General features: G+C 48.6%; 29 protein-coding genes and 2 pseudogenes. 29 read left to right on the top strand and 2 right to left on the bottom strand.

Annotated features, from left to right (window positions below; translation table 11 throughout):
- The first annotated feature begins 4 nt into the window (after positions 1-4).
- The 16 genes and pseudogenes from LKE53_08465 to mobC all read left to right on the top strand — a co-directional run bounded on the left by LKE53_08465 (position 5) and on the right by mobC (position 16,182).
- On the top strand, positions 5-247 hold the full coding sequence (locus tag LKE53_08465; GenBank protein MCH3972776.1) for a DUF4315 family protein: 243 nt from the start codon (positions 5-7) through the stop codon (positions 245-247).
- A gap of 1 nt (position 248) precedes the next feature.
- A complete protein-coding gene (locus LKE53_08460) occupies positions 249-1,001 on the top strand; it encodes a DUF4366 domain-containing protein (GenBank protein ID MCH3972775.1) in 753 nt (250 codons plus the stop codon).
- On the top strand, positions 998-1,210 hold the full coding sequence (locus LKE53_08455) for a hypothetical protein (protein ID MCH3972774.1): 213 nt from the start codon (positions 998-1,000) through the stop codon (positions 1,208-1,210). Before LKE53_08460 ends, LKE53_08455 begins: the two co-directional genes overlap by 4 nt.
- A complete protein-coding gene (locus tag LKE53_08450) occupies positions 1,191-3,329 on the top strand; it encodes a DNA topoisomerase 3 (protein MCH3972773.1) in 2,139 nt (712 codons plus the stop codon). Before LKE53_08455 ends, LKE53_08450 begins: the two co-directional genes overlap by 20 nt.
- On the top strand, positions 3,286-3,573 hold the full coding sequence (locus LKE53_08445; GenBank protein ID MCH3972772.1) for an immunoglobulin: 288 nt from the start codon (positions 3,286-3,288) through the stop codon (positions 3,571-3,573). Before LKE53_08450 ends, LKE53_08445 begins: the two co-directional genes overlap by 44 nt.
- A gap of 34 nt (positions 3,574-3,607) precedes the next feature.
- Positions 3,608-5,402 (top strand): annotated as a pseudogene (locus tag LKE53_08440) (CHC2 zinc finger domain-containing protein).
- Between the two features lie 318 nt (positions 5,403-5,720).
- Positions 5,721-6,476, top strand: a complete 756-nt coding sequence (locus tag LKE53_08435; GenBank protein MCH3972771.1) for a hypothetical protein — start codon at positions 5,721-5,723, stop codon at positions 6,474-6,476.
- The gene (locus LKE53_08430) at positions 6,422-6,952 is read left to right on the top strand and encodes a YodL domain-containing protein (protein MCH3972770.1); all 531 of its coding nucleotides are present in this window, start codon (positions 6,422-6,424) and stop codon (positions 6,950-6,952) included. Before LKE53_08435 ends, LKE53_08430 begins: the two co-directional genes overlap by 55 nt.
- Before the next feature lie 2 nt (positions 6,953-6,954).
- Positions 6,955-7,173, top strand: coding sequence for a transposon-transfer assisting family protein (locus LKE53_08425; protein MCH3972769.1), 219 nt, complete (start codon positions 6,955-6,957; stop codon positions 7,171-7,173).
- A gap of 129 nt (positions 7,174-7,302) precedes the next feature.
- Positions 7,303-7,782 carry an MGMT family protein gene (locus LKE53_08420; GenBank protein MCH3972768.1) on the top strand — a complete coding sequence of 160 codons (480 nt, stop codon included), beginning with the start codon at positions 7,303-7,305 and terminating at the stop codon, positions 7,780-7,782.
- A 902-nt stretch (positions 7,783-8,684) separates the two neighbouring features.
- Complete coding sequence (locus LKE53_08415) at positions 8,685-9,041, top strand: TnpV protein (protein MCH3972767.1); 357 nt, start codon at positions 8,685-8,687, stop codon at positions 9,039-9,041.
- A 665-nt stretch (positions 9,042-9,706) separates the two neighbouring features.
- Positions 9,707-10,846 carry an N-6 DNA methylase gene (locus tag LKE53_08410; protein MCH3972766.1) on the top strand — a complete coding sequence of 380 codons (1,140 nt, stop codon included), beginning with the start codon at positions 9,707-9,709 and terminating at the stop codon, positions 10,844-10,846.
- Complete coding sequence (locus tag LKE53_08405) at positions 10,813-14,151, top strand: SNF2-related protein (protein MCH3972765.1); 3,339 nt, start codon at positions 10,813-10,815, stop codon at positions 14,149-14,151. Before LKE53_08410 ends, LKE53_08405 begins: the two co-directional genes overlap by 34 nt.
- Entirely contained in the window at positions 14,148-14,507 is a 360-nt protein-coding gene (locus LKE53_08400; protein ID MCH3972764.1) for a hypothetical protein, read from the top strand. The genes LKE53_08405 and LKE53_08400 overlap by 4 nt, the downstream gene beginning before the upstream one ends.
- Positions 14,507-15,841: a DUF3849 domain-containing protein gene (locus LKE53_08395; GenBank protein ID MCH3972763.1), complete on the top strand. Its 1,335-nt coding sequence runs from the start codon at positions 14,507-14,509 to the stop codon at positions 15,839-15,841. The genes LKE53_08400 and LKE53_08395 overlap by 1 nt, the downstream gene beginning before the upstream one ends.
- Positions 15,838-16,182, top strand: a pseudogene (gene mobC / locus LKE53_08390) (plasmid mobilization relaxosome protein MobC). Before LKE53_08395 ends, mobC begins: the two are co-directional and overlap by 4 nt.
- Before the next feature lie 141 nt (positions 16,183-16,323).
- On the opposite strand, the gene LKE53_08385 reads toward mobC, so the two are convergent.
- Entirely contained in the window at positions 16,324-16,722 is a 399-nt protein-coding gene (locus tag LKE53_08385) for a helix-turn-helix domain-containing protein (GenBank protein MCH3972762.1), read from the bottom strand.
- Between the two features lie 114 nt (positions 16,723-16,836).
- Here LKE53_08385 and LKE53_08380 point away from each other — a divergent pair, with 114 nt between their 5' ends.
- The 11 genes from LKE53_08380 (at position 16,837) to LKE53_08330 (ending at position 24,180) form a co-directional block, all read left to right on the top strand.
- On the top strand, positions 16,837-17,397 hold the full coding sequence (locus LKE53_08380; protein MCH3972761.1) for a DUF1273 domain-containing protein: 561 nt from the start codon (positions 16,837-16,839) through the stop codon (positions 17,395-17,397).
- 78 nt (positions 17,398-17,475) lie between these two features.
- The gene (locus LKE53_08375) at positions 17,476-17,784 is read left to right on the top strand and encodes a hypothetical protein (GenBank protein ID MCH3972760.1); all 309 of its coding nucleotides are present in this window, start codon (positions 17,476-17,478) and stop codon (positions 17,782-17,784) included.
- Positions 17,781-18,071 (top strand): CD1845 family protein, encoded by a 291-nt coding sequence (locus tag LKE53_08370; protein ID MCH3972759.1) that lies wholly within the window; start codon positions 17,781-17,783, stop codon positions 18,069-18,071. The genes LKE53_08375 and LKE53_08370 overlap by 4 nt, the downstream gene beginning before the upstream one ends.
- Before the next feature lie 70 nt (positions 18,072-18,141).
- A complete protein-coding gene (locus LKE53_08365; protein ID MCH3972758.1) occupies positions 18,142-19,548 on the top strand; it encodes a relaxase/mobilization nuclease domain-containing protein in 1,407 nt (468 codons plus the stop codon).
- A 284-nt stretch (positions 19,549-19,832) separates the two neighbouring features.
- The gene (locus tag LKE53_08360) at positions 19,833-20,228 is read left to right on the top strand and encodes a pyridoxamine 5'-phosphate oxidase family protein (GenBank protein MCH3972757.1); all 396 of its coding nucleotides are present in this window, start codon (positions 19,833-19,835) and stop codon (positions 20,226-20,228) included.
- A 70-nt stretch (positions 20,229-20,298) separates the two neighbouring features.
- Positions 20,299-20,490, top strand: coding sequence for a 4Fe-4S binding protein (locus tag LKE53_08355; GenBank protein ID MCH3972756.1), 192 nt, complete (start codon positions 20,299-20,301; stop codon positions 20,488-20,490).
- A 73-nt stretch (positions 20,491-20,563) separates the two neighbouring features.
- Complete coding sequence (locus tag LKE53_08350; GenBank protein MCH3972755.1) at positions 20,564-21,151, top strand: LysE family transporter; 588 nt, start codon at positions 20,564-20,566, stop codon at positions 21,149-21,151.
- Positions 21,148-21,531, top strand: coding sequence for a helix-turn-helix transcriptional regulator (locus LKE53_08345; protein MCH3972754.1), 384 nt, complete (start codon positions 21,148-21,150; stop codon positions 21,529-21,531). Before LKE53_08350 ends, LKE53_08345 begins: the two co-directional genes overlap by 4 nt.
- A gap of 14 nt (positions 21,532-21,545) precedes the next feature.
- Complete coding sequence (locus tag LKE53_08340; protein MCH3972753.1) at positions 21,546-21,947, top strand: GNAT family N-acetyltransferase; 402 nt, start codon at positions 21,546-21,548, stop codon at positions 21,945-21,947.
- Positions 21,948-21,981: 34 nt separating this feature from the next.
- On the top strand, positions 21,982-23,325 hold the full coding sequence (locus tag LKE53_08335; protein ID MCH3972752.1) for an MATE family efflux transporter: 1,344 nt from the start codon (positions 21,982-21,984) through the stop codon (positions 23,323-23,325).
- Between the two features lie 165 nt (positions 23,326-23,490).
- Positions 23,491-24,180, top strand: coding sequence for a response regulator transcription factor (locus LKE53_08330; protein MCH3972751.1), 690 nt, complete (start codon positions 23,491-23,493; stop codon positions 24,178-24,180).
- Between the two features lie 165 nt (positions 24,181-24,345).
- Here the strand turns inward: LKE53_08330 and LKE53_08325 are convergent, their stop codons facing one another.
- Complete coding sequence (locus LKE53_08325) at positions 24,346-24,702, bottom strand: helix-turn-helix domain-containing protein (protein MCH3972750.1); 357 nt, start codon at positions 24,700-24,702, stop codon at positions 24,346-24,348.
- Between the two features lie 475 nt (positions 24,703-25,177).
- Between LKE53_08325 and LKE53_08320 the strand changes: the two genes are divergently transcribed.
- A complete protein-coding gene (locus tag LKE53_08320) occupies positions 25,178-25,465 on the top strand; it encodes a helix-turn-helix domain-containing protein (protein MCH3972749.1) in 288 nt (95 codons plus the stop codon).
- 533 nt (positions 25,466-25,998) lie between these two features.
- The gene (locus LKE53_08315; protein MCH3972748.1) at positions 25,999-26,385 is read left to right on the top strand and encodes a type II toxin-antitoxin system PemK/MazF family toxin; all 387 of its coding nucleotides are present in this window, start codon (positions 25,999-26,001) and stop codon (positions 26,383-26,385) included.
- Positions 26,386-26,481 lie beyond the last annotated feature (96 nt).

Below are 26,481 nucleotides of genomic sequence, written 5' to 3'. Positions count from 1 at the left end.
AACCATGAACCCGAAATTAAAAAAAATAGATGCTGAATATGACAAGAACGCTGCCAAGATTGCCGAATTACAGGCAAGGCAGCGAGAGCTTGACAGACAGCGTACCGACATCAAAAACAACGACATTCTGGAGCTGGTGCATGAGCATCATTTGGATTATGCTGCTCTGTCTGCCCTGATTCAGAAATTGGATACCAGCCGCGCTGCGGTGATGGCTGGAGAAACGGAGGAAATCAACCATGATTAAATTGAAAAAACGAGTGCTGACCTGTGCGCTGGCGATGATGATGTGCGCCACCGCTTTTTCCACTACGGCATTTGCCCAGAGCAATGAGCCGGTAACCGAGGAAACCCCTGCACCGACCATCGAACCCGGCGAACCGCTGTCCGAAGAAAGCGATATTTCCACCCGCGATCTGCTGTATGACAAAGCCACCAACAAGCAGTTCATCACCATTACAGACAGGGACGGCAATGTGTTCTATCTGGTCATTGATTACGATGCCCCGGTGGGCGAGGACGAGGAACAGTACAAGACCTATTTCCTCAACCCGGTGGATACGGACGATTTGAAAGCCCTTGCGGAAGAAGCCGAAACCACACCGATTGCCTGCACCTGTACAGAAAAATGTGCGCCTGGTGCCATTAATATGGACTGCCCGGTATGCGCGGCAGATATGACCGAGTGTGCTGGAAAAACGCCGGAGCCTGTGGCAACCGAGGAGCCGGCTGCTGTGGAGGAGCCGGAGGAAGCACCGAAATCCAGCGGTATGAACCCGGCTGTGCTGGTGCTTCTGCTTGCGGTGCTGGCTGGCGGCGGTGCCTTTGCCTATATGAAGTTTTTTAAGAACAAGCCGAAAACCAAGGGTAGCTCCGATCTTGACGATTATGATTATGGCGATGAGGAAGATGCAGATAGTGACGATGCCCCGTGGGAGAGCGAGGATGATGCACAGGAACCGGACAAAGAAAACGAAGCTGCCGAGGACACGGACGATTGACCCAGTTCACGGACAGTCCCTTTGAACGAATGATGACACAGAAACCAAGCGGCGGGAGCGTTAAGCCCCGCCCTTTGGCTTCTCTCCCCAAAGGTCATCCCTGCTATGGCTGTGCCAACGCCGGACAGCGGTGGTTTGGTATCTGCCAGCGGGAATTGAACGAATATCTGAAGAAACGGAGGACACAACATGAAACTTGTAATCGCTGAAAAGCCATCGGTGGCACAGTCCATTGCCGCTGTGATCGGCGCGGACAAACGCCACAATGGGTATTTAGAGGGTGGTGGGTATCTGGTCAGCTGGTGTGTTGGGCATCTTGCCGGACTTGCCAATGCGGAGGTCTATGACCCGAAATACGCGAAGTGGAAATATGATGACCTTCCCATTTTGCTGGAAAGCTGGCAGTTTGTGGTGGGTAAAGACAAAAAGGAGCAGTACGGCGTACTGCGTGAGCTGATGCACTCGTACAAGGTAGATGCGGTAGTCAATGCCTGTGATGCAGGGCGCGAGGGAGAAGCAATTTTCCGCACGATCTACAATCTGGCAGGGTGTAAAAAGCCGATGGAACGCCTGTGGATTTCCTCAATGGAGGACAGCGCCATCCGTCAGGGCTTTGCCCAGCTCAAACCCGGCGCGGCGTATGACGGTCTGCATCAGGCGGCGCTCTGCCGCAGCAAGGCGGACTGGCTGGTGGGTATCAATGCCACAAGGCTGTTTTCGGTGCTGTATCACAAGACCCTCAACATCGGGCGCGTCATGTCACCTACGCTGGCGCTGGTTGTTCAGCGGGAAGCGGAGATTGATGCGTTCAAGCCGGAGCCGTTTTATACGGTGGTGCTGGGGCTTCCTGATTTTACCGCCACCGGCGAAAGGCTGAAAGAAAAGGAAGCGGCAAGTAAGGCACAGGAGGATTGCTCCCATTCCCCGGCTGTTGTAAAAGCGGTGGAGCAAAAGGACAAAGCGGAAAAGCCGCCTGCCCTTTACGATTTGACCACCCTGCAGCGTGATGCCAACCGTCTGCTTGGCTTTACCGCACAGCAGACCTTGGATTATCTACAAAACTTGTATGAAAAGAAGCTCTGTACCTATCCCCGTACCGACAGCCGCTATCTGACTTCGGATATGGCGGGCGCTCTGCCGGAGTTGGTGGAGCTTGTGGGAAACACCATGCCCTGTACCAAAGGTGTGACCATTCCCGTCCATGCCGCACAGGTCATCAATGATAAAAAGGTGTCCGACCACCATGCCGTCATCCCTACCCGAAATGTGCAAAAGGCAGACCTGAACACCCTGACTGTGGGAGAACGCGCTATTTTGGAGCTGGTAGCCCTGCGCCTGCTGTGTGCGGTGACACAGCCCTATGAATATGCAGAAACGGTTGTCACGCTGGACTGTGCCGGTCACAGCTTCACAGCCAAAGGCCGCGCCGTAAAGGGGACGGGCTGGAAAGCAATCGAGCAGAGCTATCGTGCCGATGGAAAGGATGCACCGGAACAGGAAGCAGAAAGTGATGCGAAAACCCTGCCTGCCATGACCGAGGGACAGATCTTTTCTGTGACGGCCCCTGCAATCAAGGAGGGCAAGACCACACCGCCCAAGCACCTTACGGAGGATACGCTGCTTTCAGCAATGGAGGTTGCCGGAGCGAGAGATATGCCGGAGGATGCAGAACGAAAAGGACTGGGTACGCCAGCCACCCGCGCCGGGATATTGGAAAAGCTGGTATTTACCGGATTTGTGGAGCGTAAGAAATCAAAGAAAACGGTGCAGCTTCTTCCCACCCACGATGCGGTATCCCTTATCACAGTATTACCAGAGCAGTTGCAATCGCCGTTTCTGACTGCTGAATGGGAATACCGCCTGAAAGAAATTGAGCAAAGTGAGCTGGAGCCGGATGCGTTTCTGGATGGCATCGTCCAGATGCTAAAGGAGCTGGTATCTACCTACCATGCCATTCAGGGTGCGGAGGTGCTGTTTCCCTCGGATAAAGAGGTCATCGGCAAATGTCCCCGCTGCGGCAGCTCTGTCACGGAGAGCAAGCAGGGCTTTTTCTGTGAGAATGCCGTCTGCAAATTTGCGCTCTGGAAAAACAGCAAGTTCTTTTCCATGAAGAAAAAGCAGCTGACAAAGGCGGTTGCATCCGACCTCTTGAACAAGGGAAAGGCGAGTTTAAGCGGTTGCTTTTCGGAGAAAACCGGCAAGACCTACGATGCCACGGTGCTGCTGGAGGATGATGGTCAGTGGGCGAATTTTAAGCTGGAATTTGCAAGAAAGGCGGTCAGTCATGAAGCTGACCAAGGTGGAGCAGGAAACCATTGTCCTTTATAACGAAGCCGAGTCCACCGCCGAAGTGTTCACCTATGACCAGAAGCTGCTTCACAAGCTGGAGGGGCTGGCAGAAAAATACCCGAAGCAGATTACCCGCACCGGCGAACGGCAGTACCTTGTACCGAAAGGCTGTGTGCTGATCCGGGAGCCTTACAGCGAGGAACGCCGAAAAGCTGCCAGTGACCGGGCAAAAGCCAATGGGTATCGCCCACCTGTCAACAACAAAGAAGCCGCAGATGCCTGATGGGATAACAGCGTAGGCAGCCCCGGCGCGGGAGGTGGATATGAATGTATTTGAAACAGTAAAAGGGGCTGTCACAACCAGAGAAGCCGCCCAAATGTATGGGATAGAGGTCAAACGAAGCGGAATGGCAGTCTGCCCATTCCACGATGACCGCAATCCCAGCATGAAGGTGGACAAACGCTTTCATTGTTTTGGTTGTGGGGAAGATGGCGATGTCATCGACTTCACATCTAAGCTCTACAATCTATCGCCCAAGGAAGCCGCCGAAAAGCTGGCACAGGATTTCGGGCTGGGCTATGACAGCCATGCACCTGTGAGAAAACGCCCTGTCCGTTAAAAGACAAAAGCGCAGCTGCTTCGGGAAAAGGAACAGAAATGCTTTTTTGTGCTTGCTGATTACTCCCATCAGCTGAAACGATGGAAAACAGAATATGCGCCCACCACACAGGACGAAGCATGGCATAACCTGTTTGTGGAAGCGGTGCAGAAAACCGATTATGTGGAGTATCTGCTGGATGCGTTGATTTTTGACAGCGCTGAGGAAAAGAAAGCCTTGATTGCAGAATGCGAAAAAGAAATTAAAAGAATGGAACAAAGGAGGAACACACCCATGCCTGAGAAAATAAGCAATAAAGACCGTTTAAGGGAGATAACCGAGAACATTGAAACCGGCATTAAGGAACTGTTCGAGAGTGATAAATATCGGCAGTATCTTTCTACCATGTCACGGTTTCACCGCTATTCTCTCAACAACACCATGCTGATCTATCTGCAAAAGCCGGATGCCACGCTGGTGGCAGGCTTCAACAAGTGGATTAACCAGTTTGAACGCCATGTGAAAAAGGGTGAGCATGGCATTACCATCATTGCCCCCACGCCCTTTAAGAAGAAAATAGAGGAACAGAAACTTGACCCGGACACCAAAGCCCCAGTGCTTGATAAAGAGGGCAAAATCGTCACCGAGGAAAAAGAGGTGGAAATTCCCATGTTTCGCCCGGTCAAGGTATTTGATGTGAGCCAGACAGACGGAAAGCCGTTACCCCAGCTGGCAAGTGACCTTTCGGGAAATGTCCAGCAGTATGAAGCCTTTATGGAAGCCCTGCGCCGGACTTCTCCTGTGCCGATGGCGGTTGTGCCGCTTGCTGGCGATACGGACGGCTATTTCAGCCTGACCGACCAGCGCATTGCCATCCGTGAGGGCATGAGCGAGGTGCAGACGGTATCTGCCGCTGTGCATGAAATCGCACACTCTATTCTTCACAACACCGAAAAGGAACGCCTTGCAGCTGCCGCCGGTACGGAAACCAAGGAGCCGGTCAAAGAAAAAGACCGTCACACGCAGGATGGAAGCCGAAAGCGTTTCCTATGTGGTCTGCCAATATTACGGCATTCAGACCGGCGAGAACAGCTTTGGCTATATTGCTTCATGGAGCGAGAGCAAGGAGCTGGCAGAGCTGAAAGCCAGTCTGGAAACCATCAATAAAACAGCCAGCGGTCTGATTATGGATATTGACCGCCATTTTGCGGAGGTCTGCAAGGAGCGCGGCATAGATTTGAGTGCCGAGCAGGAGCAAGCCCAGCCGGAACAGCCTACGCCGGAGGTGGCAGAAAAGGCAATCGAGCCGGAACAGGCAGAGGAAACCTATCGTTATTACATTACCCCGGAAGCTCTGACACATGGGTCATATCCTTTTATGGAGGGTGGACAAACCCATGAAGCGGCGCAGCTTACCGATTATGAGGACGGTGCGGTGCAAGCCTACGGGTACATTGACTATCCGCAGCCGCTGACCGAAACACAGCTGAGCGAAGTAGCATTGCTATCTTCCAAGAACAACCCGGAAGTTCCTCTGACAACGCCCGAACCGCTGACCTATTATGCCGCTGAGTGCATGGAATTTCCCTCTATGGGCGAATATCACGAAAGCCTTACACTGGAGGAAGCCATCCGGCACTATGAAGCAATTCCGGCAGAGCGCATGAACGGTATCAAGGGAATAGGTTTTACCCTGAATGACGGTAGCGATTATGAGGGGGACTTTCCGATTTTGAATGGCAACACCATTGATGTGGATACCATCAACAGTATTGCCTATTTCCGGGACAGCCCGCTGGTGCAGAAAGCTGTTGCGGATTTGATTGCCGCTATGCCGGATGCGCGTGTGTTACAGCCCATACAGGATGAAGAAGCGTTGTTCCTTGTGGATGATGCCAATTATCTGCACATTCAGACCTGTGGCGAGGGTTACGATTACACCATTTATGAGAAAGAAAGCAGCCACGAAGTAGATGGTGGTGTACTTGCTAACCCCGATATTTCCCTGCTGGATGCCTGCAAAGAGATTTTCCTGATACACGGAATGCCTGGTGAAACTGTGGAGCCGGTTTCTCTGGATTTACTGGAACAGTTGCAGGACGCGCAGGCGGTCTATGAAAGTGAAATGCGCCCGGACACGCCGGAGCTGGCGTTGGACGAATATCCCATGCCGGATGAAGAACTGACACAGGCCGACCTTGAACAGATCGGCTATCTGGATGGTGATATGCTCCCTCTTTTCAGAGAGATGGCGCAGGAATTTCTTACACAGGACTTTACTGTGTATGCCATAACCCATGAGGGCGCACAGATGATTTTTGACGAGGAAGATTTGGTATCACAGTCCGCCGATATGATATTTGCCATGAGCCGCGAGGAATGGCAGGAAAGCTCTGCTTTTCGGGTAAGCTGGATGACCGGCAAACGCACAAGCAGGAACGAGAGCAGGCGTTTCTCAACCATGAGGGAGATTGCTTTGCAATTTACCAGCTCCAACATACCGATGAAACAAGAGATTACCGTTTTGAGGGAATGGAGCGTTTGCAGGAACACGGACTTGCAGTGGAGCGTGAGCATTACGATCTGATTTACACGGCACCTCTTAGTGTTGGTGGCGATACCGACACCCAGCTGGATAAGCTGTATGAGAAATTCAATCTCGACCACCCTGCAGATTATCGCGGACATTCCCTTTCGGTCAGCGACATCGTTGCGATCAGGCAGGACGGTACGCTATCCTGTCACTATGTTGATAGCTTCGGATTTACACCAGTGCCGGATTTCATCAAGCCGGAAAATTATCTGAAAGCGGCGGAGATTTCTACCGAAGATGATTACGGAATGATTGACGGCATTATCAACAACGGCACGAAGCAGCCCACCGTGGCAGAGCTGGAACAGCAAGCCCGCACAGGGCAGCCGATTTCACTTATGGACTTGGCAGATGCCGTGCATCGGGAACGGCAGGAAAAGAAAAAATCTGTGGTGGAGCAGCTGCATAGCCAGTCAGCACAGGAAACCAAAAAGACAGCGCCCAAGCGGAGCGCGGAAAGAGAGCTTTGATTATGAATGAATTTACCTTTGAAGAAATGAACCTGATGGCGATTTACAATGCCAGCAGCACCCGTGAGGGACTGATGGAAGCCCTGACGGAAATGCGCGGGTATCTGGATAAAGACGAAACCGAGATGATGGAGCTGACAAACTCTGCACTGAAAAAACTGGAACGCATGGACGATACGGCATTTGCCCAGATGGAGCTTATCCCTGAATTTGACGAGTAAATGGGTGACATCTGCGGCGCAGTAAGCTATAATATCTTCAAAGACAAATTTGAATTTATCAAAATTTTCAAACAGCCTCATTGCATAGTAATGACAAACAGGCTATCCTTAAGGTAGAAGGTGGTAGAAATGGCAAACGAAGATAAAAAAGATTTCAATGCTATGCTACACGATAATAAAGATATGCCAAAATTTCAAATCATAACAGACCAGAAAAGCATTGAAAAATATGCTGGAAGCAAAATGTATTTTGCACCACCAATCGACTATGACAAAGTAATGAAAAAAGTTCCATACGGTAAAGTGATTACCGTCGGGGAAATACGAGAATACTTTGCAAAATCGAGTGGTGCAGATTTTACAGAACCGATTACAGCAGGAATTTTTGTTTCCATCGCTGCATGGGCGAGTTATCAGCGTTCCGAAGATGAAACACCTTATTGGAGAACATTGAAAGCAAACGGAGAACTAAATGCCAAATATCCAAATGGTATTGAAGCACAGAAAGAGAAATTAGAAGCTGAGGGACACACCATTTTTCAAAAAGGTCGTAAAAATATACGATACTATGTAAAGGACTATGAAAACTCTCTCTTTGATTTGAAATAGACAATTCCGATTTGTTGAATTGCAAAACTAAAACCCTACAAAGTAGATAACCCCAAATTACATGAGGACAACCGTTCAAAAAGCGGCTGTCCTTTTTATTTGTCAAAATTTTGAGAGGAGGATACAAGACTATGGCAACAAAAGCAGAACAATACGCACAGATGGCAGACAGCGTTGCCACACGGCTCACCGGCAGCTGGCAGGAATGGGCGGCTTTTTTGACTACCGCCGCCCGTCTGTATAAATATCCTACCACGAGCAGCTGATGATCTACGCCCAGCGCCCGGAAGCAACATCCTGTGCGGAATATGATTTATGGAATGATAAAATGGGGCGCTATATCCGGCGCGGCTCCAAGGGCATTGCGCTGGTGGACGACAGCGGCGATACCCCGCGCCTGCGCTATGTCTTTGATATTGCAGATACCGGCACACGCCCACATTCCCGCCATCCTTATCTGTGGAGCATGGATCAGGAGCATACTGCCCCGGTACAGGCAATGCTTGAGCGCCGCTATGATATTAGCGGTGACAGCCTGCCCCAGCAGCTTGCCGATGTTGCCGGAAAGCTGGCAGATGAATTTTGGACGGACAACGGCGCGGACATTCTTCGCATCGTTGACGGTTCCTTTTTGGAGGAGTACGATAACCTCAATGTAGCGGTGCAGTTCAAATCCGCTACAACCATCAGTATCACCTACGCCCTGATGTCACACTGCGGGCTGGAGCCGGAACGCTATTTCGACCATGAGGATTTCATGGCGATATTCGATTTCAATACCCCGGCAACGGTGGCGGCACTCGGCACAGCAGTCAGCAAGTCCTGTCAGGAAGTGCTACGCCAGATTGGAATTACCATTCAAAATGTGGAACGCGAAGCCATCGAGGAAAGGAGAAACAGAGATGAACAACAGCTTAACTTACAAAACGAACGGGGATTATCAGATACCCGACCTCGAACTGAGCCAGACCGCCAACCAGCCGTTGGGCAAGTACGGGAGAATGAGAAAATCGTACCTGAAACAGCATCGCCCGGTGATTTACAGCCAGATGCTTCTCTCGGAAACTCTGTATCCGCACCTCGCGGAGATCGAGCAGACGGCGAACAGCCGCATCGAGCTGATGATGCCGGGACTGATGCAGGCGGCAGGCGTGACCGAGAGCCTGAAAGCCACCGACCAGATGATGTGGGTCGGGCTGATGAACAACTGCAAGGCACAGGCGGAGGAAATCGTCCTGAAGGAGCTTATTCACAGCTAAGTTTTTTTCCCACCGAAACAGAACAAATCTATCGCATTGATGAAGCGGAGAGCGTACAACAAACGCCCTTCGCTTTTTCTTTTGCCAAACCGCAGGAAGAAACGCCCCAGCCAGTGCGGGAAGTTACACAGGCAGATATTGATGCTGCCCTGCAGGTGTGGAACGGCGATATAAAGAGCAAACAGCGTACAGAACGGTATATGCTTGACCATGCCCGTGATAAGGATACAGCGGCATGGCTGAAAGCTGAATTTGGCGGAGAGTTGCCGGTATTTTCGGTTTCGTTATCTGGCACAGACCAGACCGCCACGCTGCCGTGGGCAAAGGTGCAGCGCCATCTTGCAAAGCTGGTCAAAGAGGACAGATTTTTCACCGAGGAAGAACAGAATAACTTTGACAACATCGACACCGATTATGTCAGGGAGCAGCTGGAAAGCGGTGAGGAAAGTCCCTTTGTCCGTCAGGTCATGGAAGATGCAGAGCGCATTGAACAGGAAGCGGAGCTGCCAGCTTCGGAAAACTTTCGCATCACCGATGACCATTTGGGAGAGGGCGGTGCAAAAGCAAAATTCCGCGCCAATATGGATGCCATTGCCACGCTGAAAAAGATTGAAAGCGATAATGTTAAGCTGGCGGCAGATATGTTCAAACCCCGCACAGCCACGATGGAGGAGCAGGCAGGGTTATCCCGCTATGTAGGTTGGGGCGGTCTGTCAGATGCCTTTGATGCCGGAAAACCGGCATGGGCAGAGGAATACAAGGAACTACTGGCAGCACTTTCCCCATCGGAGTATGAAGCGGCAAGAGCCAGTACCCTAAATGCCCATTACACCAGCCCTGCGGTTATTCGCGCTATTTATGAAGCAGTCGGCATCATGGGCTTTACTACCGGCAATATTTTGGAGCCGTCCTGTGGTGTCGGCAACTTTTTCGGTATGCTGCCGGAAAGCATGAGCAATTCTCGCTTGTACGGTGTGGAGCTGGACAGCATCACCGGGCGCATTGCACAACAGCTTTACCCCAAAGCCAATATCACGGTTGCCGGTTTTGAAACAACTGACCGCCGTGATTTTTTCGACCTTGCCGTAGGCAATGTGCCATTCGGTCAGTATAAGGTCAATGACCCTGCCTATAACCGGCTGGGCTTTAACATTCACAACTATTTTTTTGCCAAGGCGTTAGATCAGGTACGTCCGGGCGGCGTGGTGGCGTTTGTCACTTCCCGCTACACAATGGATTCCAAAGATAATGCGGTACGCAAATATCTGGCGCAACGCGCTGAGCTGCTGGGTGCTATCCGTCTGCCTAACAATGCGTTTAAGGCAAATGCCGGTACGGAAGTGGTGTCCGATATTCTCTTTTTCCAGAAGCGTGACCGGGTAATCGACATTCAGCCGGATTGGGTGCATTTGGGAGAGAGTGACAACGGTTATGCCATCAACAGCTATTTTGCCGACCACCCCGAGATGATTTTGGGAACGGTATCCGAGGAAAGCACCCAATATGGCAGGCAGGATTTTACTGTACTGTCTATCGAAGCCTTGCAGCTTCCCGACCAGCTCCATGATGCCGTGAAATACATTCGCGGTCAGTACACGCAGGCAGAACTCCCGGATCTGGACGAGAACGAAGCAGCGGATAGCTCTATTCCTGCCGACACCAATGTGAAAAACTATTCCTATACCGTAGTGGATGGCAAGGTGTATTACCGGGAAAACAGCATCATGGTACGCCCGAAGCTAAACGCGACTGCCGAGGAGCGCGTCGGGGCATGGTGGCACTCCGGGATTGTGTGCATGAGCTGATTGACCTTCAGATGGATGCCTATACCCCGGACAGTGTTATCACCGAAAAACAGGGCGAGCTAAACCGGCTTTATGACAGCTTTTCCGCAAAGAATGGTCTAATCAATGACCGCGCCAACCGTCTGGCATTTTCAGCAGATTCTTCCTATTATCTGCTCTGTTCTCTGGAAATCGTGGATGATGACGGCAAGCTGGAACGCAAGGCGGATATGTTCACGAAACGCACCATCAAGCAGCACACCGCTGTTTCCACCGTGGATACGCCGAGCGAAGCCCTTGCGGTTTCCATCGGAGAAAAGGCGCGGGTGGATTTGCCGTATATGTCAGAGCTGTGCGGTAAAAGTGAGGATGAAATTATTTCCGAGTTGTCCGGCGTTATCTTCAAAGACCCTGCCTTTGGCAGTGACCCCTTATCCGGCTGGCAGACCGCAGATGAATACCTTTCCGGCAATGTCCGAAAGAAGCTGCGGGAAGCAAGACGCGCTGCTGACCATGACCCGGCTTATCAGGTGAATGTAGCGGCATTGGAAAAGGCGCAGCCTAAAGATTTGGATGCATCGGAAATTGAGGTGCGTCTGGGTGCTACATGGATTGACCCGGATTATTACCGCCAGTTTATGTATGAGCTACTGGACACGCCCCGTTATCTGCGCGGCAACATTGATGTAAAATACTCTGCTTTTACGGCAGAATGGCAGATTACCGGCAAGACACAGGTGGGGCGAAATGATGTTGCCGCCTATACCACCTACGGAACTGACCGCGCTAACGCCTACCGGATTCTTGAGGATTCGCTGAATCTGCGCGACATCCGTATCTACGACACCGTAACAGACCCGGACGGCAAGGAGCGCCGGGTGTTGAAAAGCAGGGAAACAACGTTCGCACAGCAGAAACAGCAGGCAATCCGGGAAGCTTTTCAGGACTGGGTGTGGAAGGACCCGCAGAGGCGGCAGGATCTTGTGAAACGCTACAATGAAATTTTCAACAGCACCCGGCCGCGCGAATATGACGGCAGCCACATCCGCTTTTCCGGCATGAACCCGGAAATCACGCTGCGCGAACATCAGAAAAACGCCGTGGCGCATATTCTCTACGGCGGAAACACGCTTCTCGCGCACGAAGTGGGCGCGGGCAAAACCTTTGAGATGGTCGCGGCGTGCATGGAATCCAAGCGTCTCGGACTCAGCCACAAAGCCCTGTTTGCCGTGCCGAACCACTTGACGGAGCAATGGGCATCTGAGTTTTTACGGCTATATCCGTCAGCCAACATTTTAGTCACCACAAAGAAAGATTTTGAAACCCACCGGCGCAAGAAGTTCTGCGCCCGCATTGCTACCGGGGACTATGATGCGGTCATCATCGGTCACAGTCAGTTCGAGCGCATCCCCATCAGCAGAGAGCGTCAGGAACGCTTAATTCAGGAGCAGATCTGGGAGATTACATCCGGCATTGAGGAAGTGCAGAACAGCGGCGGCGAACGGTTTACCGTCAAGCAGCTGGAACGCACGAAAAAGGGATTGGAAGCCCGCTTAGAAAAGCTCCGGGCAGACAGTCGCAAGGACGATGTAGTGACCTTTGAGCAGATGGGCTGTGATCGAATGTTTGTAGATGAGTCGGACAATTACAAGAACCTGTTCCTCTACACCAAAATGAGGAATGTGGCAGGACTGTCTACCACCGATGCCCAGAAATCCAGCGATATGTTTGCCAAGTGCCGGTATCTGGATGAAGTCACCGGCAATCGCGGCACGGTATTCGCAACAGGAACGCCGATTTCCAATTCCATGACCGAGATGTATACCATTCAGCGGTACTTGCAGTATGACCGCTTGCAGGAAACAGGCATGACACATTTTGACTGCTGGGCTTCCTGCTTTGGCGAAACCGTCACGGCGTTGGAGCTTGCCCCGGAAGGCACCGGCTACCGGGCGCGGACGCGGTTTGCAAAGTTTTTCAACCTGCCGGAGTTGATGGCGATGTTTAAGGAAGTAGCGGATATCAAGACCGCTGACCAGCTGCATTTGCCGACCCCGGAAGTGGAGTATCACACCTACGCATCCAAGCCTACCGAAATTCAGCAGGAAATGGTGAGAAGCCTTTCCGAACGCGCCAGCAAGGTACACAGCGGCGAAGTAGAGCCTACCGTTGACAATATGCTCAAAATCACCTCGGACGGCAGAAAGCTGGGGCTTGACCAGCGTATCATCAACCCGATGCTGCCGGATGAGGAAAGCACCAAGGTCAATCAGTGCGTGGACAATGTCTTGCAGTTTTGGCGTGACGGCGAAGCGGAAAAGCTGACCCAGCTGGTGTTCTGTGATATTTCCACACCCCAGCCAACGCCCAGCGTGAAAGCTGCAAAAGCCGTCAGCAGCAATCTGGATAACCCGGAGCTGCACGGTCTGGAAACTGCCATTCCGTTGGATGCGCCGGAGCCGCCTTTTACGATTTATGCGGATATTCGCAGAAAGCTGATTGAAAAAGGTATCCCTGCGGAGCAGATCGCGTTCATCCATGAAGCCAACACTGATGTGCGAAAGAAAGAGCTGTTCGGCAAAGTCCGCAGCGGTCAGGTGCGCGTTCTCCTTGGCAGCACTGCCAAAATGGGAGCCGGAACCAATGTGCAGGACAGGCTTGTGGCGCTCCATGACCTTGATTGTCCGTGGCGTCCTCGTGACCTGACCCAGAGAAAAGGGCGCATCGAGCGCCAAGGAAATCAAAACGAGAAAGTCCATGTCTGCCGCTATGTAACTGAGGGAACCTTTGATGCGTACCTGTGGCAGACCGTGGAGAACAAACAGAAATTCATCAGTCAGATAATGTCCAGCAAAAGCCCGGTGCGCTCCTGTGAAGATGTGGACGAAACCGCATTGTCCTTTGCCGAAATCAAGGCGCTGTGTGCCGGAGATCCCCGTATCAAGGAGCGCATGGATTTGGATGTGGAGGTCAGCAGGCTCAAAATCATGAAAGCCGACCACCAAAGCAAACAATTCCGTATGGAGGACAATCTGCTGAAATACTACCCGGAGCAGATTGAAGCCAACAAAGGATTTGTTAAGGGCTTGCAGGCAGATATGGAAACGCTGGCGGCACACCCGCACCCGACAGACGGCTTTGCTGGCATGGAAATTCGTGGTGATGTTCTGACCGATAAGGAAAACGCAGGCGCGGCATTGCTGGATGCCTGCAAGGAGGTCAAAGGAAGTGACCCGGTACAGATTGGCACTTATCGCGGCTTTACCATGTCCGTCAGCTTTAACGCCTTTGAAAAACCTATGAGCTTGCTCTGCGTGGGCAGATGACACACCGGGCTGTCCTTGGCGCTGACCCGCGCGGCAACCTTGTCCGCATTGACAACGCCCTGGATAAAATGCCGGAGCGCCTGACCAGCGTACAAGCACAGCTTGAAAACCTTTACCAGCAGCAAAAGGCGGCACAGGCAGAGGTCGGAAAGCCATTCCCGCAGGAAGAAGAATTGAAAGTGAAAACTGCGCGGCTCACCGAGCTGGATGCCCTATTGAATATGGACGGACGGCGTTCTGTGCCGGAGCAGGCGATTGCCAAAAGCAGCCGCCCCTCTGTGCTGGAGGGCCTGAAACGCCCCTTGCCGCCGCGCACCAGCGAAAAGAAACCGAAACCACATGAGGAGGTATTATAATGTCGAATATTATTGGAACTGCATCCTACGCAAGTGGAGAGCAGGAAATTTTTACTGACCCGAAAAAGTTTATCCAGACCGTGCAAGAGGAGCTGCCCTATCGCAGCACTTCCGGCTTTACTTTTCAGGTGATGGCGGCAGATGCCACCACCCGAAAAGCCGTGGACGATTTGGTCTATAACGAATACGGCGAGGATAACCCGCACGATCTGGCGCATTACCAGAGTACGGAAACCGAGCATCAGGAAAAAGCGGCAGAAGCATTGAACACCGCTTTGTATGAAAAGATGTTTGCCGAACAGGACACCTATCGGGGCTGGCTCTTGAAGCAGACCCCGGAGGAAATCCTGCACCATACCTATGAATATACGGTGCGGGAGGATATTTTGATGTCGCTGGAAAATAACAGCCTGAACATTGAACAGGTTTCGGCACTTCTTGCATCGCCCATCCCGCTGGGTGATGTGTTCCACGAATTTGAAAACCGGGAAACCGGCTACATGGACGAGGTGCTGGACTGCATCACTTCCAGAGCAAATGATGTGGTGCAGCAAGAGCAGGAAGCAAAACTGGAGCTGTTGCAGCTGCCAGTGTATCCGTATCCGGCATCCTATGCACATGAGCATGAGGAACTGCCGGAGTACCGGGCATCCCACAAAGCAAATATCGCCTGCCGTGATGCCATTGATACCGCCATTGCGGACAACTATCGCAACAATGCGCTGGGGCGTGATGCTGTAAAACAGGTAGTGGCGCAATTCGGTTATGACCGCACCCTTTATGTGCTGGCGAATACCGTGCGCCAAAAGGATTGGGACGGGCGCATCTCCCATGACAACAAGAGCTGGGCAAAGACCATTCCTGTCTATGAGGATAAAGACAGCTGGGGCAGTGACCAAAACCATGAGTTTGTGGTAAATCAGGCGCACCCCGGCTTGCTGGATTTGTTTACCACACAAGCAAGGCGTGAATATTTGCTGACACAGCCCCTTACCAAAGAGGACATTCAGCAAGAAGCGGCGCGGCTGCTTCGCCGCCTGCAGGAGCCGCAGAAACCAAACAGCCCCAACGAAACGCACTTTATGGCACAGATTTCGCAGGACTTTCTTTTGCGTGCTTCGTCCAAAGATCAGGATAAACTTTTTGCCATGCTGCCCTTTGCATCCCTTACCTTTTCCGGCATGAAAGACCGCAAAGGACTATTCGCCCTGATTTCCAAAGAGGAAAATCGCAGCCAGCCTTTGCGAAAGGCATCCGTGCGTAAGAAGCTGGCGCAGGCCACGGAGGAACAGCCCAAGGCTCCCATTCCGAAGAAACGCGGTGTGGAGCGATGAGCGCACCAAAGCGCAAGCGTGAGGTGCAGCTGAATTTCAGGGTATCGCCCCATGAGCTGGAGCTGATCGAAACCAAAATGGCGCAGATGGGAACCATCAACCGAGAAGCCTATTTGCGAAAAATGGCAATAGACGGTTATGTGGTAAAGCTGGATTTGCCGGAAATCAAGGAGCTGCTTTCCCTCATGCGGCGCAGCAGCAATAACCTAAATCAGCTCACCAAACGGGTGCATGAAACCGGGCGCATTTATGATGCGGATATGGAGGATATACACTAGAAACAGGATGCAATCTGGTCGGGGCTGAACGAGGTATTGGCTCGGCTCAGTGCTATTTCCTAACAGGGGTATAAACCCCAATCAGCGGAGGGAGAACGGCATAACGCGCCGCTGCTTCCTCCGCTGATTTTTTTATGCCGCCGTATCCTTGCAGAAAAAGGCGTGATACGGTTATGATAAAAGAAAAAAGCAAGGGCAGCTTTTTCAGCTATCCTTGCTATTCTCTGAATTTAGTGCAAATCCCTCGACCAACGCATTTAGGATGCGCTCGGCAATCGCGTACTGTTCTGGGGAGAGCCGTTCAAGGCGGGAGGTCAAATCCCGCATATCGCGTGTTTCTGCCGGACCAAACAGCAGCGTATCACTGGACACGGCCAATACCTGACAGATCTTCTTCATAGAAGAAAGCGAAACGCCGACAGCCCCGCGCTCAATCGCGGAAACACTTTTTGTGCCAAGCCCTACCAGTTCCCCAAAGCGTTCTTGGGTCATTCCTGCCTTTTCTCGCGCGGATTGGATTTGCGCTCCGATTTCCATGTTGATTGTTTTCTTCTCTTTCATTGCAACACCACCTATCACCATTAGTTTATGTAATGGTGTCATTGACTTAAACTCATTATTGGCATTATAATTATCGCATTAGTAATACGATATTATACAAAAGCGAGGAAAAACAATGGATTACAATACAACTTTGCATTTACGGGGCATCGCCCCATCAGTTTTAGCTTTGGATATGATGAAGAACACCCGGGCTGCATCCGGCTCAAAGAGCTGATGCAGCAGGAAATTGTTTTTTTGATGGAGCATGGTGTTAAAACTTTTATATCAGGTGTGGCGCTGGGCGTGGATATTTGGGGTGCCGAACTGGTGCTGGCGCAAAAGGAAAAGAACCCGCAGATTCAACTAATTGCCGCCATTCCCTGTGAAACGCAGGCAAATAAATGGTCTGTGGAACAGCGGGAGCGGTATTTTGATTTGCTTGTCCAATGTGATGAAACAGTTTATATCAGTAATCATTACACGCCGGATTGTATGTTCCGCCGAAACCGCTGGATGGTAGACCATGCTAAATATTTGTTGGCAGTTTATAACGGTGAGAAAAAAGGCGGCACTGCCTATACGGTTGATTACGCACGAAAAAAGGGTTGCCATGTTATACGGATTGACTCGGAAAAACAGACCATTGTTCCAAACCTTGTTGTGCTGCATGGAAACGAGGAGATGGAGAAAACGAAAAAGCTGCTCGGTCACAAGGAGAAAACATCTGAAATATGATTTTTCCGCCGCATCCTTGCATGAGGTTGGCCAACGCAGTTAATATTAAGGTAAAGAATGAAAAAGGAGGCAAATGCCGTGTTGACTAACGAAAATGTCATTGAAATTTTTCAAGAATATTTGAAGCAGGATCAGGAAATAGAGGTTGTAAAAACCAGCCGTGGTTATTTGAAGATTGAGTGGGATGAGCATTCCCCCTGTTATAATGAGGTTTACCTTTGCGCCACGCCGGAAGAATTATTTGAGCAGCTGCTGGGGGATTTCAAGACTTATCAGGAGCTGATGCTGACCAAAGGAAAACGAGAAGTTACAGCCGAAGATGATGCACTGGTAGAGCAGTTGTGCCAGCCGTATTATGAGAAGCGAAAGGAGCTGGAAGAACTATGAGAATTTTGCTAAAAATCTTATTCGCACCGGCAATAGCACTGCTGGCACTGTTCGTTTGGCTCTGCATGGGGCTTTTGTACTGCTCGTCATTTGTGTTCGGTATTGCCGGTTCAGTAATCGCACTGTTGGGATTGGCAGTGCTGATTACATATTCAGTGACAAACGGCATTATCCTGCTGGTGATTGCCTTTTTGGTCAGCCCGATGGGGCTTCCAATGGCGGCGGCATGGCTGCTCGCCAAGGTGCAGGACTTACGGTATTGGATTCAAGACTTGATATATGGATAAAGCGTTTGCGGAGTGGACAAAACCACTCCGCATTTTCTTTTTCTGAGTATGCCAAAGGAGGTGTTTTGATATGGCAACAACAAGAATTATGCCGCTTCATATTGGCAAAGGACGGACAGTCAGCAAAGCCGTTTCCGACATCATCGACTATGTGGAAAATCCGCAGAAAACAGAAAAGGGTAAATTGATTTCCTGCTATGGCTGTGACAGCCGTACCGCTGATGCAGAGTTTGTGTTAGCCAAGCGGGAGTACATTACAAAGACAGGACGGGTGCGTGGTGCGGATGATGTGATTGCTTATCATCTGCGCCAGTCTTTTGCTCCGGGAGAGATTACGCCGGAGGAAGCAAACCGCATCGGTTGTGAGCTGGCAAAGCGATTTACAAAAGGCAACAATGCGTTTGTGGTCTGCACCCATATCGACAAAGCGCACATTCATAATCACATTATCTGGAACGCCGTCACGGTGGATTGTGAAAGAAAGTTTCGTAACTTCTGGGGTAGCACAAAAGCGGTGCGCCGTCTGAACGATACCATTTGTATTGAGAATGGTTTGTCTATCGAGGAGAACCCGAAGCCACACGGAAAGAGCTACAACAAGTGGCTGGGTGATGCTGCAAAACCGTCACACCGGGAGCTGCTGCGTGTTGCCATCGACAACGCTCTTGCGAAAAAGCCAGAGGACTTGAATGCGTTGTTCGCGCTGCTCCAGAGTGAAGGTGTTCAAGTGAAGCGCGGCAAGACGGCTTCGCTGTTAGCACCGGGACAAAAACGCTTTGCCCGCATGGATACGCTGGGTGCTGATTACACAGAAAGCGCACTTGCCGCCGTTCTTGCCAGAGAAAAAAGTCATGCACCCAGAAATAAAAAGCTGGTTCAGGCAGAGCCAAAAAAGGTCAATCTTCTGGTGGACATTCAGGCAAAATTGCAGGCAGGCAAGAGCTCCGGTTATGCGCGTTGGGCAAAGGTGTTCAATCTAAAGCAGATGGCAAAGACTATGAACTATCTCTCGGAGAATGGGCTGTTAGAGTATGCGGCGCTTGCTGAAAAAGCAAAGACTGCAACTGACCGCTATAATACACTTGCCGGACAAATCAAGGCGGCAGAAAAGCGTATGGCAGAGCTTGCGGTACTGCGGACACAGATCATCAACTATTCTAAAACCCGCGAGGTCTATACCGCTTATCGGAAAGCCGGGTATTCCAAAAAGTTTTTGGCAGAGCATGAAGCAGATATTCTGCTCCACAAGGCGGCAAAGAAAGCATTTGATGAGCTGGGCGTACAGAAGCTGCCACGGGTAAAAGAATTGCAGATTGAGTATGCGACTTTGCTGGAAGCAAAGAAAAAAGCCTATGCGGAATACCAGCAGGCTCGTCAGGAAATGCAGGAGGTTTTGACCGCCAAAGTCAATGTTGACCGGCTGATGGGAACGGAGGAACAGAATGCCGAGAAAGAAAAAGAACATGGCCAGCGATGAGCCGGTCATGTTCTAAAAGCGTTCGCAGAACGCGCAGCCACAGAATGAAATTCTGTGTTCAAAGGGGCTTGGGGGCGTTGCCCTCAACAAGCATTGCTTGCCAGTATTTGTTGTCACATAAATTTGGACATTCATATCCGAATTTATGTGAGTCAATACAACCAATACTATTAAATTTAATAGCTACTTATAAACTAACTAATATCTTGTTCCAGATGCGTTGCTTAAATATAATATTGCATAAGGCACAAGCCCCAAAACAATTATCTTAGGGAGGTTATTTTATGTTGAATGAAAATGTGAAAAAATTGCTGCAAAGCAGTATGTGGGATCTTGCAACCTGTGCAAATGGAGAGCCCAATGTTGTTCCGGTCGCATTCAAGGATGTAGCCGAGGATGGTACTCTCTTGGTTGGTGACGTATTTCTTGAAACCACTCTGGCAAACATCAAAGCAAACAACGGTAAAATTGCAATTTCCGTTTATGATGCACAGAACTTGGAAGGTTACCAGATCAAAGGCACTGCAAAATATGTGACTGAGGGTGCTGTGGTTGACACGTTCAAAGCTATGGTGGAAAAGATGTTTAACAATGCAGCCACAGCAAAGGGAGCATTGATCATTACACCAGAAAAGATTATTGTTACAACGCCAGGTGCTGATAACAAGAAAATTCTGTAATGGTCAAGAAAAGCGGGCACAGAGTGGTCAAAGCTCCGTGTTCGCTTTTTCTTATTTGGGAGGTGGAATTTTGGCTAATGCAAAAGCGATTGTAGATAAACAAAAATGCGTTGGCTGCGGAGCCTGTACGCAAGTTTGCCCTGTTCAGGCTATAAAAATAGTGGTTGGTTGGAAAAGCACTGTAGATTGGGAAAAGTGCATTGGCTGCGGGCGTTGCACAGTTCTCTGCCACCGTAAAGCAGTTTCATTGATAGATTCATAAAATTGACACTCATAAATTTAATAGTAACTTGTCAATCACAAGTTGTCCCCTTATACTGAAATGGAGAAAAGCTATGCCACTATCTGTACTGATACCTTTATTTTTATATATGATTACCTGTTCTTTTACACCGGGACCGGGGAATATCCTTGCGATCAACACAACAAGTCAGTACGGTTGGAAAAAAAGCCAAAAACTGATTCTTGGGATTTGTTTGGGGTATGCTCTTGTACAAACGATGTGTACAATAGCAATTTACTGCTTGGCCCATCAGTTTGCTTCCTTATTGTCGATTCTAAAATATGTTGGTGGAGTATATATGATATGGCTCGCCATTCATATTGTTCGTAGTACAGCGGCTGAAAACAGTAAAAGTGGAAATCCCACACTAAAGGAAGGGCTATTATTACAACTGGTGAATGTAAAAATCTATTTTTATATTTCTACGCTACTTAGTGTTTATTTTATTCCAAATAGCAAAACATCAGTTGACCTGGCATTATACGGAATATTTGCTGTGAGCATCGGAAGTGTTGCGTGTCTTACATGGGCTTTTCTTGGAGTTAAATTACAAACAATCTATGAAAAGCACTTTAAGCTGATAAATGCTGTTTTAGGAGTATTCCTTGCTTACTGTGCATTCAGTATCGTGAAAGGATGATCGACTTGTATCAAAGAAAACTGGATAAAGACATTCGTTGTCCATTGGAATATGGAATGGATATTTTTGGTGGGAGATGGAATTCCCGTATTATCTGTGTGCTTGCCTCAAAAGGAACACTTCGTTATAGCGAAGTGCGTAAAGAGATGGGAAATATTACTGATGCTGTGCTTGCAGCTACGCTAAAGGAATTGATTGCAAACGGAATTGTGGATCGAAAATCATATGACGAGATTCCTCCACGAGTTGAATATACATTAACTGAGCGTGGAAAAACCGTTGTTCCTATTTTGCAAAGCATTTGCCATTGGGCGGGTATCTTTTATAAAGAAGATTCCGATATGAAGATGGCTCATTGCCAGAAATGTGATTATAAATAGAAAGAGTGATATTCATGGAAATCAAATATACAGAGGACAAAATTTTTACAATGGAGCAGACGGAAAAACTCTTTTTGTCTGTAGGTTGGGTATCCGGTCAATATCCCGAAAGGCTTTATAAAGCATTAATAAATTCATCTACTGTCATTACCGCATGGGATGGAGATAGACTGGTGGGGTTGGTACGCTTATTAGATGATACAGAAATGGTTGCATATATGCATTATGTATTGGTAAATCCGGATTATCATGGACATGGCATTGCAAGCAAGATGATAGAACTGGTTAAAGAAAAATATAAAAACTATCTTTATATTGAAATCATGCCGGAAGAGAGCAAGAATGCATCGTTCTACCAAAAACATGGTTTTCAAATTATGGCAGATGGAGTAGCAATGCAGATTTGCCACAGATAAAAAGTATATAACATCGAAGTTTGGAAGGATAAAAATGGAGGATGAAAATCTGCAGGTCTCTATGCCAGTCCACAAAGCTTTTATAAAATCAGCTGTTCCGGCAGTCATGGCACAGCTGATTAATATTTTATATAATCTCGTTGACAAAATGTTTATCGGGCATATTCCAGTTGCAGGGAAACAGGCTCTTGCAGGAGTCGGAGTAACTACACCAGTCATTTTAGCAATTTCTGCTTTTGCTGCACTGGTCAGTATGGGCGGCGCACCTAAGGCATCTATATTCCTTGGCAAAGGGGATAAAGAGCAAGCAAGGGAGGTATTAGGAAGCTGCACATGGATGCTGATTTGGATTTCAGTATTAATCACGATAATTATGCTGGCCTTTGGAAAACCTATTTTATTGCTGTTTGGTGCAAGTAGTGACACAATCGGCTATGCTACGGATTACATGAACATCTATTGCCTTGGCACAGTATTTACTCAACTTACGCTGGGATTAAATGCATTTATTACCGCACAAGGGAAAACTTTTGTAAGCATGAAAAACGTAGCAATTGGCGCAATAACGAATATCGTTTTAGATGCTATTTTGATAAACATATTTCAGATGGGAGTATGCGGAGCTGCCTTGGCAACTGTTATTTCGCAGGCGGTATCAACATTTTTCGTGGTGAGGTATTTGCGAGGGAAAAAAAGTACACTTCAGTTAGAGTGGAGTATGATACGATTTCGCAAGAATATTCTTCTGCCTTGTATTTTACTTGGTGCTTCACCAGCGCTTATGCAGCTAACCGAAAATTTGGTAGCAATCAGCTTTAATACTTCGCTTCAAAAATATGGCGGAGATATGGCGGTTGCTTCAATGAGTATTTTGAACAGCGTCATGCAATTTGTCATGCTTCTCCTGCCGGGGTTAGTGCAGGGGGCTCAGCCGCTATTAAGTTATAATCTTGGAGCTGGAAACTTAAAAAGAGTAAAACAAATATTCCGTATGCTTTTAATATCATGCGTGACAGGTTCGTTTATTATTTGGATTGTATGCATGACTATGCCGAAAACAGTTGCAGGTATTTTTACAAGTGATACACAGCTTATCTTATATTCAGGGTGGAGTATGCGAGTTTATTTGTCTATGCTACTGATTTATGGAATTCAAGTTGCTTGTCAGTATAGCTTTGTAGCATTGGATCAAGCGCCTACTGCAATTTTTCTAACTATTTGGAGAAAAATCATTTTGTTGATCCCCTTAATTTTTGTGATGCCTCTTGTAATCCAAAATCAAGTCATGGGCGTATATCTCGCAGAGCCGATTGCAGATACTATTGCGGTTTGTACAACAGCACCAATGTTTTATAAATACTATCGTTCAATAAAGTGATTGATAGAAGCAAATAGATGATACGGCAGAATATATTTGATTCTCTTCAAGAATAGGCCTATTTAAGTAAGACTGAGGTATCATACAAATTAAAAGTTATATGCATCAAATAGTAAATTTAAGTGCGACAGAAAAATGCCGTCCTTATCTGAAAGGAGGAGCATAATGAAAAAAGAAATATTGGTCATTGACCGGGACGAGGAAGTGTTTGAACACATCAGGGATGCTTTTGAAAATGAAGTCATTAGCGTGAGCCATGTTTACACTGCAGAGGAAGGCTTGTTTCGTATGCGGATGAATAATTACAGCTTGATTGTCATGGATGTGGCTCTCTCGGAACAATCCAGGCGTGAAGTGATTGCGGCTATGCGGGATTTACAGCCTATGCCAATCCTGATCCTTTCAGAAAGTGCCAGCACACAAGAACGAGTGGAAGCGCTCAATCATGGTGCAGATGATTTTCTTGCGAAACCGTATGAACTGAATGAATGCCTTGCCAAAGCGCAGGCGCTTCTTCGGCGGTACACGGAGCTAAACTACATTGCGGAGCGTGGATATGCTGTTGTAAGCTATGATAAACTATTGCTGGACATTGCTCGCCGCACCGTTCTGGTGGAGGGCGAGGAGGTTGCTCTTTCCAAGAAAGAATTTGATGTGTTGTACTATCTTCTGAAGCACCGAAACCGGGTGCTTACATACGAGCAAATTTATGAAACAGTCTGGAATGACATCTATATGGAGGACAAGTCCACCATTTTCTTTCAGATAAAGCAGCTCCGGCGTAAGCTGGGTGACCCAGAGCTGATAAAGTCCGTGCATGGGATTGGATACCGCATCAGATGCGGCAATGAGTGACAATAAATCCCATTGCTGAAATCTCTGCAAAATCTCTAAATTTACTCCGTGTTATCTCAAAACAGCACTGTATAATCATACCTATCGAGTTGGGAATGATGCAGTGCTGTTTTTATTTTGTGTAGCAAAAAACCAGTGGGTAAGGACTTCTCCTCACCCACTGGCTTATTTCGTTTCCATGTGTTTAACCGGCGTACTCAACTCATTTGCAAGTGCCTGCGTGGACTTTAACAGTGCATCCCGTGCTGCAGGAGGACAGGACATATAGCTGACTGCAAGTTGCTTGCAGGCCTTTTCTTCCTCAGACATATTGGATACTACCAGCCCATCTAAAGACAGCTTCAACACTTTGGAGAGTGCAAGCAGTATTTCAAAGGACGGATTTTTCTGTCCCTTTTCAATCCCTGCAATATGCTTGATGGACACATGGCTAAGATCAGAGAGCTGCTCCTGCGTGAGTTTGGCCTCATTCCTTGCAGCGCGCAGCTGTTGACCCAAGTATTTCAAATCACTATTCGGCATAATTGTTCACCTCAACCTTATTCTATCGTTCCGATTTGCTTCGTGGTATGACCTTATCGGTCTTCTAAATCAGTACGATTATGCCGATTATCTCATAATATAAGAAACCACTCTGATGAGTTAAAAAAACGGTAACTCATCAGGGCGGTTTGTCATGCTTCGACCAAGGTTGCCGTTCTGGAGGTAGCTTTGGTCTTTCTTTTTATAAAGTTGCTGGCGGTAGAAAAGCCACGCATCGGTAAACAATTAAAAAAATTGCAGCAACTGCACAAACTTATTCTACCGCACAATCGGCATTATCGGGGTATCTGAACAAGAAATATCATATCGGTTTCTATTGGCGCACCAGTAGCTCTATTAAGAGTTCTGGTGCGCTTTTTTGCGCTCTTTTAGGCAGACCATTCCATTGCCGGTCCCCTCCGACCGGGTTTGAAATTCGCCCATTCAAATTTCAAAAAATTGGAGGAAACAGACTATGTATTTTGACCCTAAATCCAGCGGAGCAAGAATTAAGAAGCTCCGTACCGCCCACGGCTTGACGCAGGAGCAGTTCAGCCAGCATTTGAATATCAGTGACAGCCATTTAAGAAAAGTAGAGTCCGGCGTGAGTGGCGGCTCTATCGACCTGCTTGTTGAGATTGCAGAGTGTTTTGATGTTTCCTTGGATTATCTGGTTCTTGGAAAAACACTTTCGGAGGAAATCATGCGCAAGCGGATTAACGCTGCAATTAACATACTCAACACCTGTGTGAATGAATATTAACCGCCCTTTAGATGGGCGGTTACCGGGAAAGCTATGCGCTAAAAAAACATGGCTATCCACGATAAACTTTACTTACAGCGAAAGGAAATATATAAGCTGACGGCACCTTGAAAATTACATATCATTCATCAGGTACATTACTGTCATGGATGCGAATGCAGCAGCCACATCAGCGGTACGCCATGATGGCAGCACAAAATCATGCAATTTGTTTCCTTGTATGTTGATAACGATTTTTGGCTGTTGGAGCGAGAAAGACCGGCTTGTAAATATCGGGCAGCAACCGATATGGCGATAACACATGACAGGAATAATGATACTTCCGTAATTCGCGGCCCGATCACAAAGAAGATGGGGAGGTTGAACACCTGTGGAGCCGGTTCGCTGTTGGCCGCCTGATGATTTCCCTATGGAGCTGACAACAGCTTCCTTGTTTCAGGGGTGTCGAGGACAAATTTGAAACTCACATATTTTAAGAAAGGGCAGCCATCGTGCTGCTCTTTGGTACATACCCAATGAAAGGAGGAACCGCAATGATAAGAGAAAATTGGGTATATCGCAGAGACGATATTTATTATGCCGACCTGACACAGTACCTCGGTTCTGAGCAGGGCGGCATTCGCCCGGTTGTAGTCATTCAAAACAATCGGGGCAATTACCACGCGCCGACCTTGATTGTAGGCACGGTCACATCTCGTGCTGATAAGAAGTTGAGCCAGCCGACACACTTTCTGATAAAGAAAAACAGTGCATTTACAAAAGCATCTGTTGTGCAACTGGAACAGCTCTTTACGATTGATAAGCAGCGTGTGCAGAGGTATTTAGGTAGGCTTTCCAATAAAGAGCAGATTGGGGTTGATAAGGCACTTTATATCAGTTTGTCGCTCGGCGTTGGCAAAACAAAGTCAGAAACAATTTAATATCAGTTTCAAAAAAGCAAGGATGTCGCAGTACATAGCGACATCTTTAATTTTATATCAGGGTTCTACTATAATGAGGTTGAGAATTACGGAGGT

It is taken from the genome of Oscillospiraceae bacterium (genome assembly GCA_022483045.1).
GTDB lineage: Bacteria > Bacillota > Clostridia > Oscillospirales > Acutalibacteraceae > Caproicibacterium.
The sequence above is the reverse complement of the archived record's forward strand: the minus strand, read 5'-3'. Positions and strand labels throughout refer to the sequence as shown.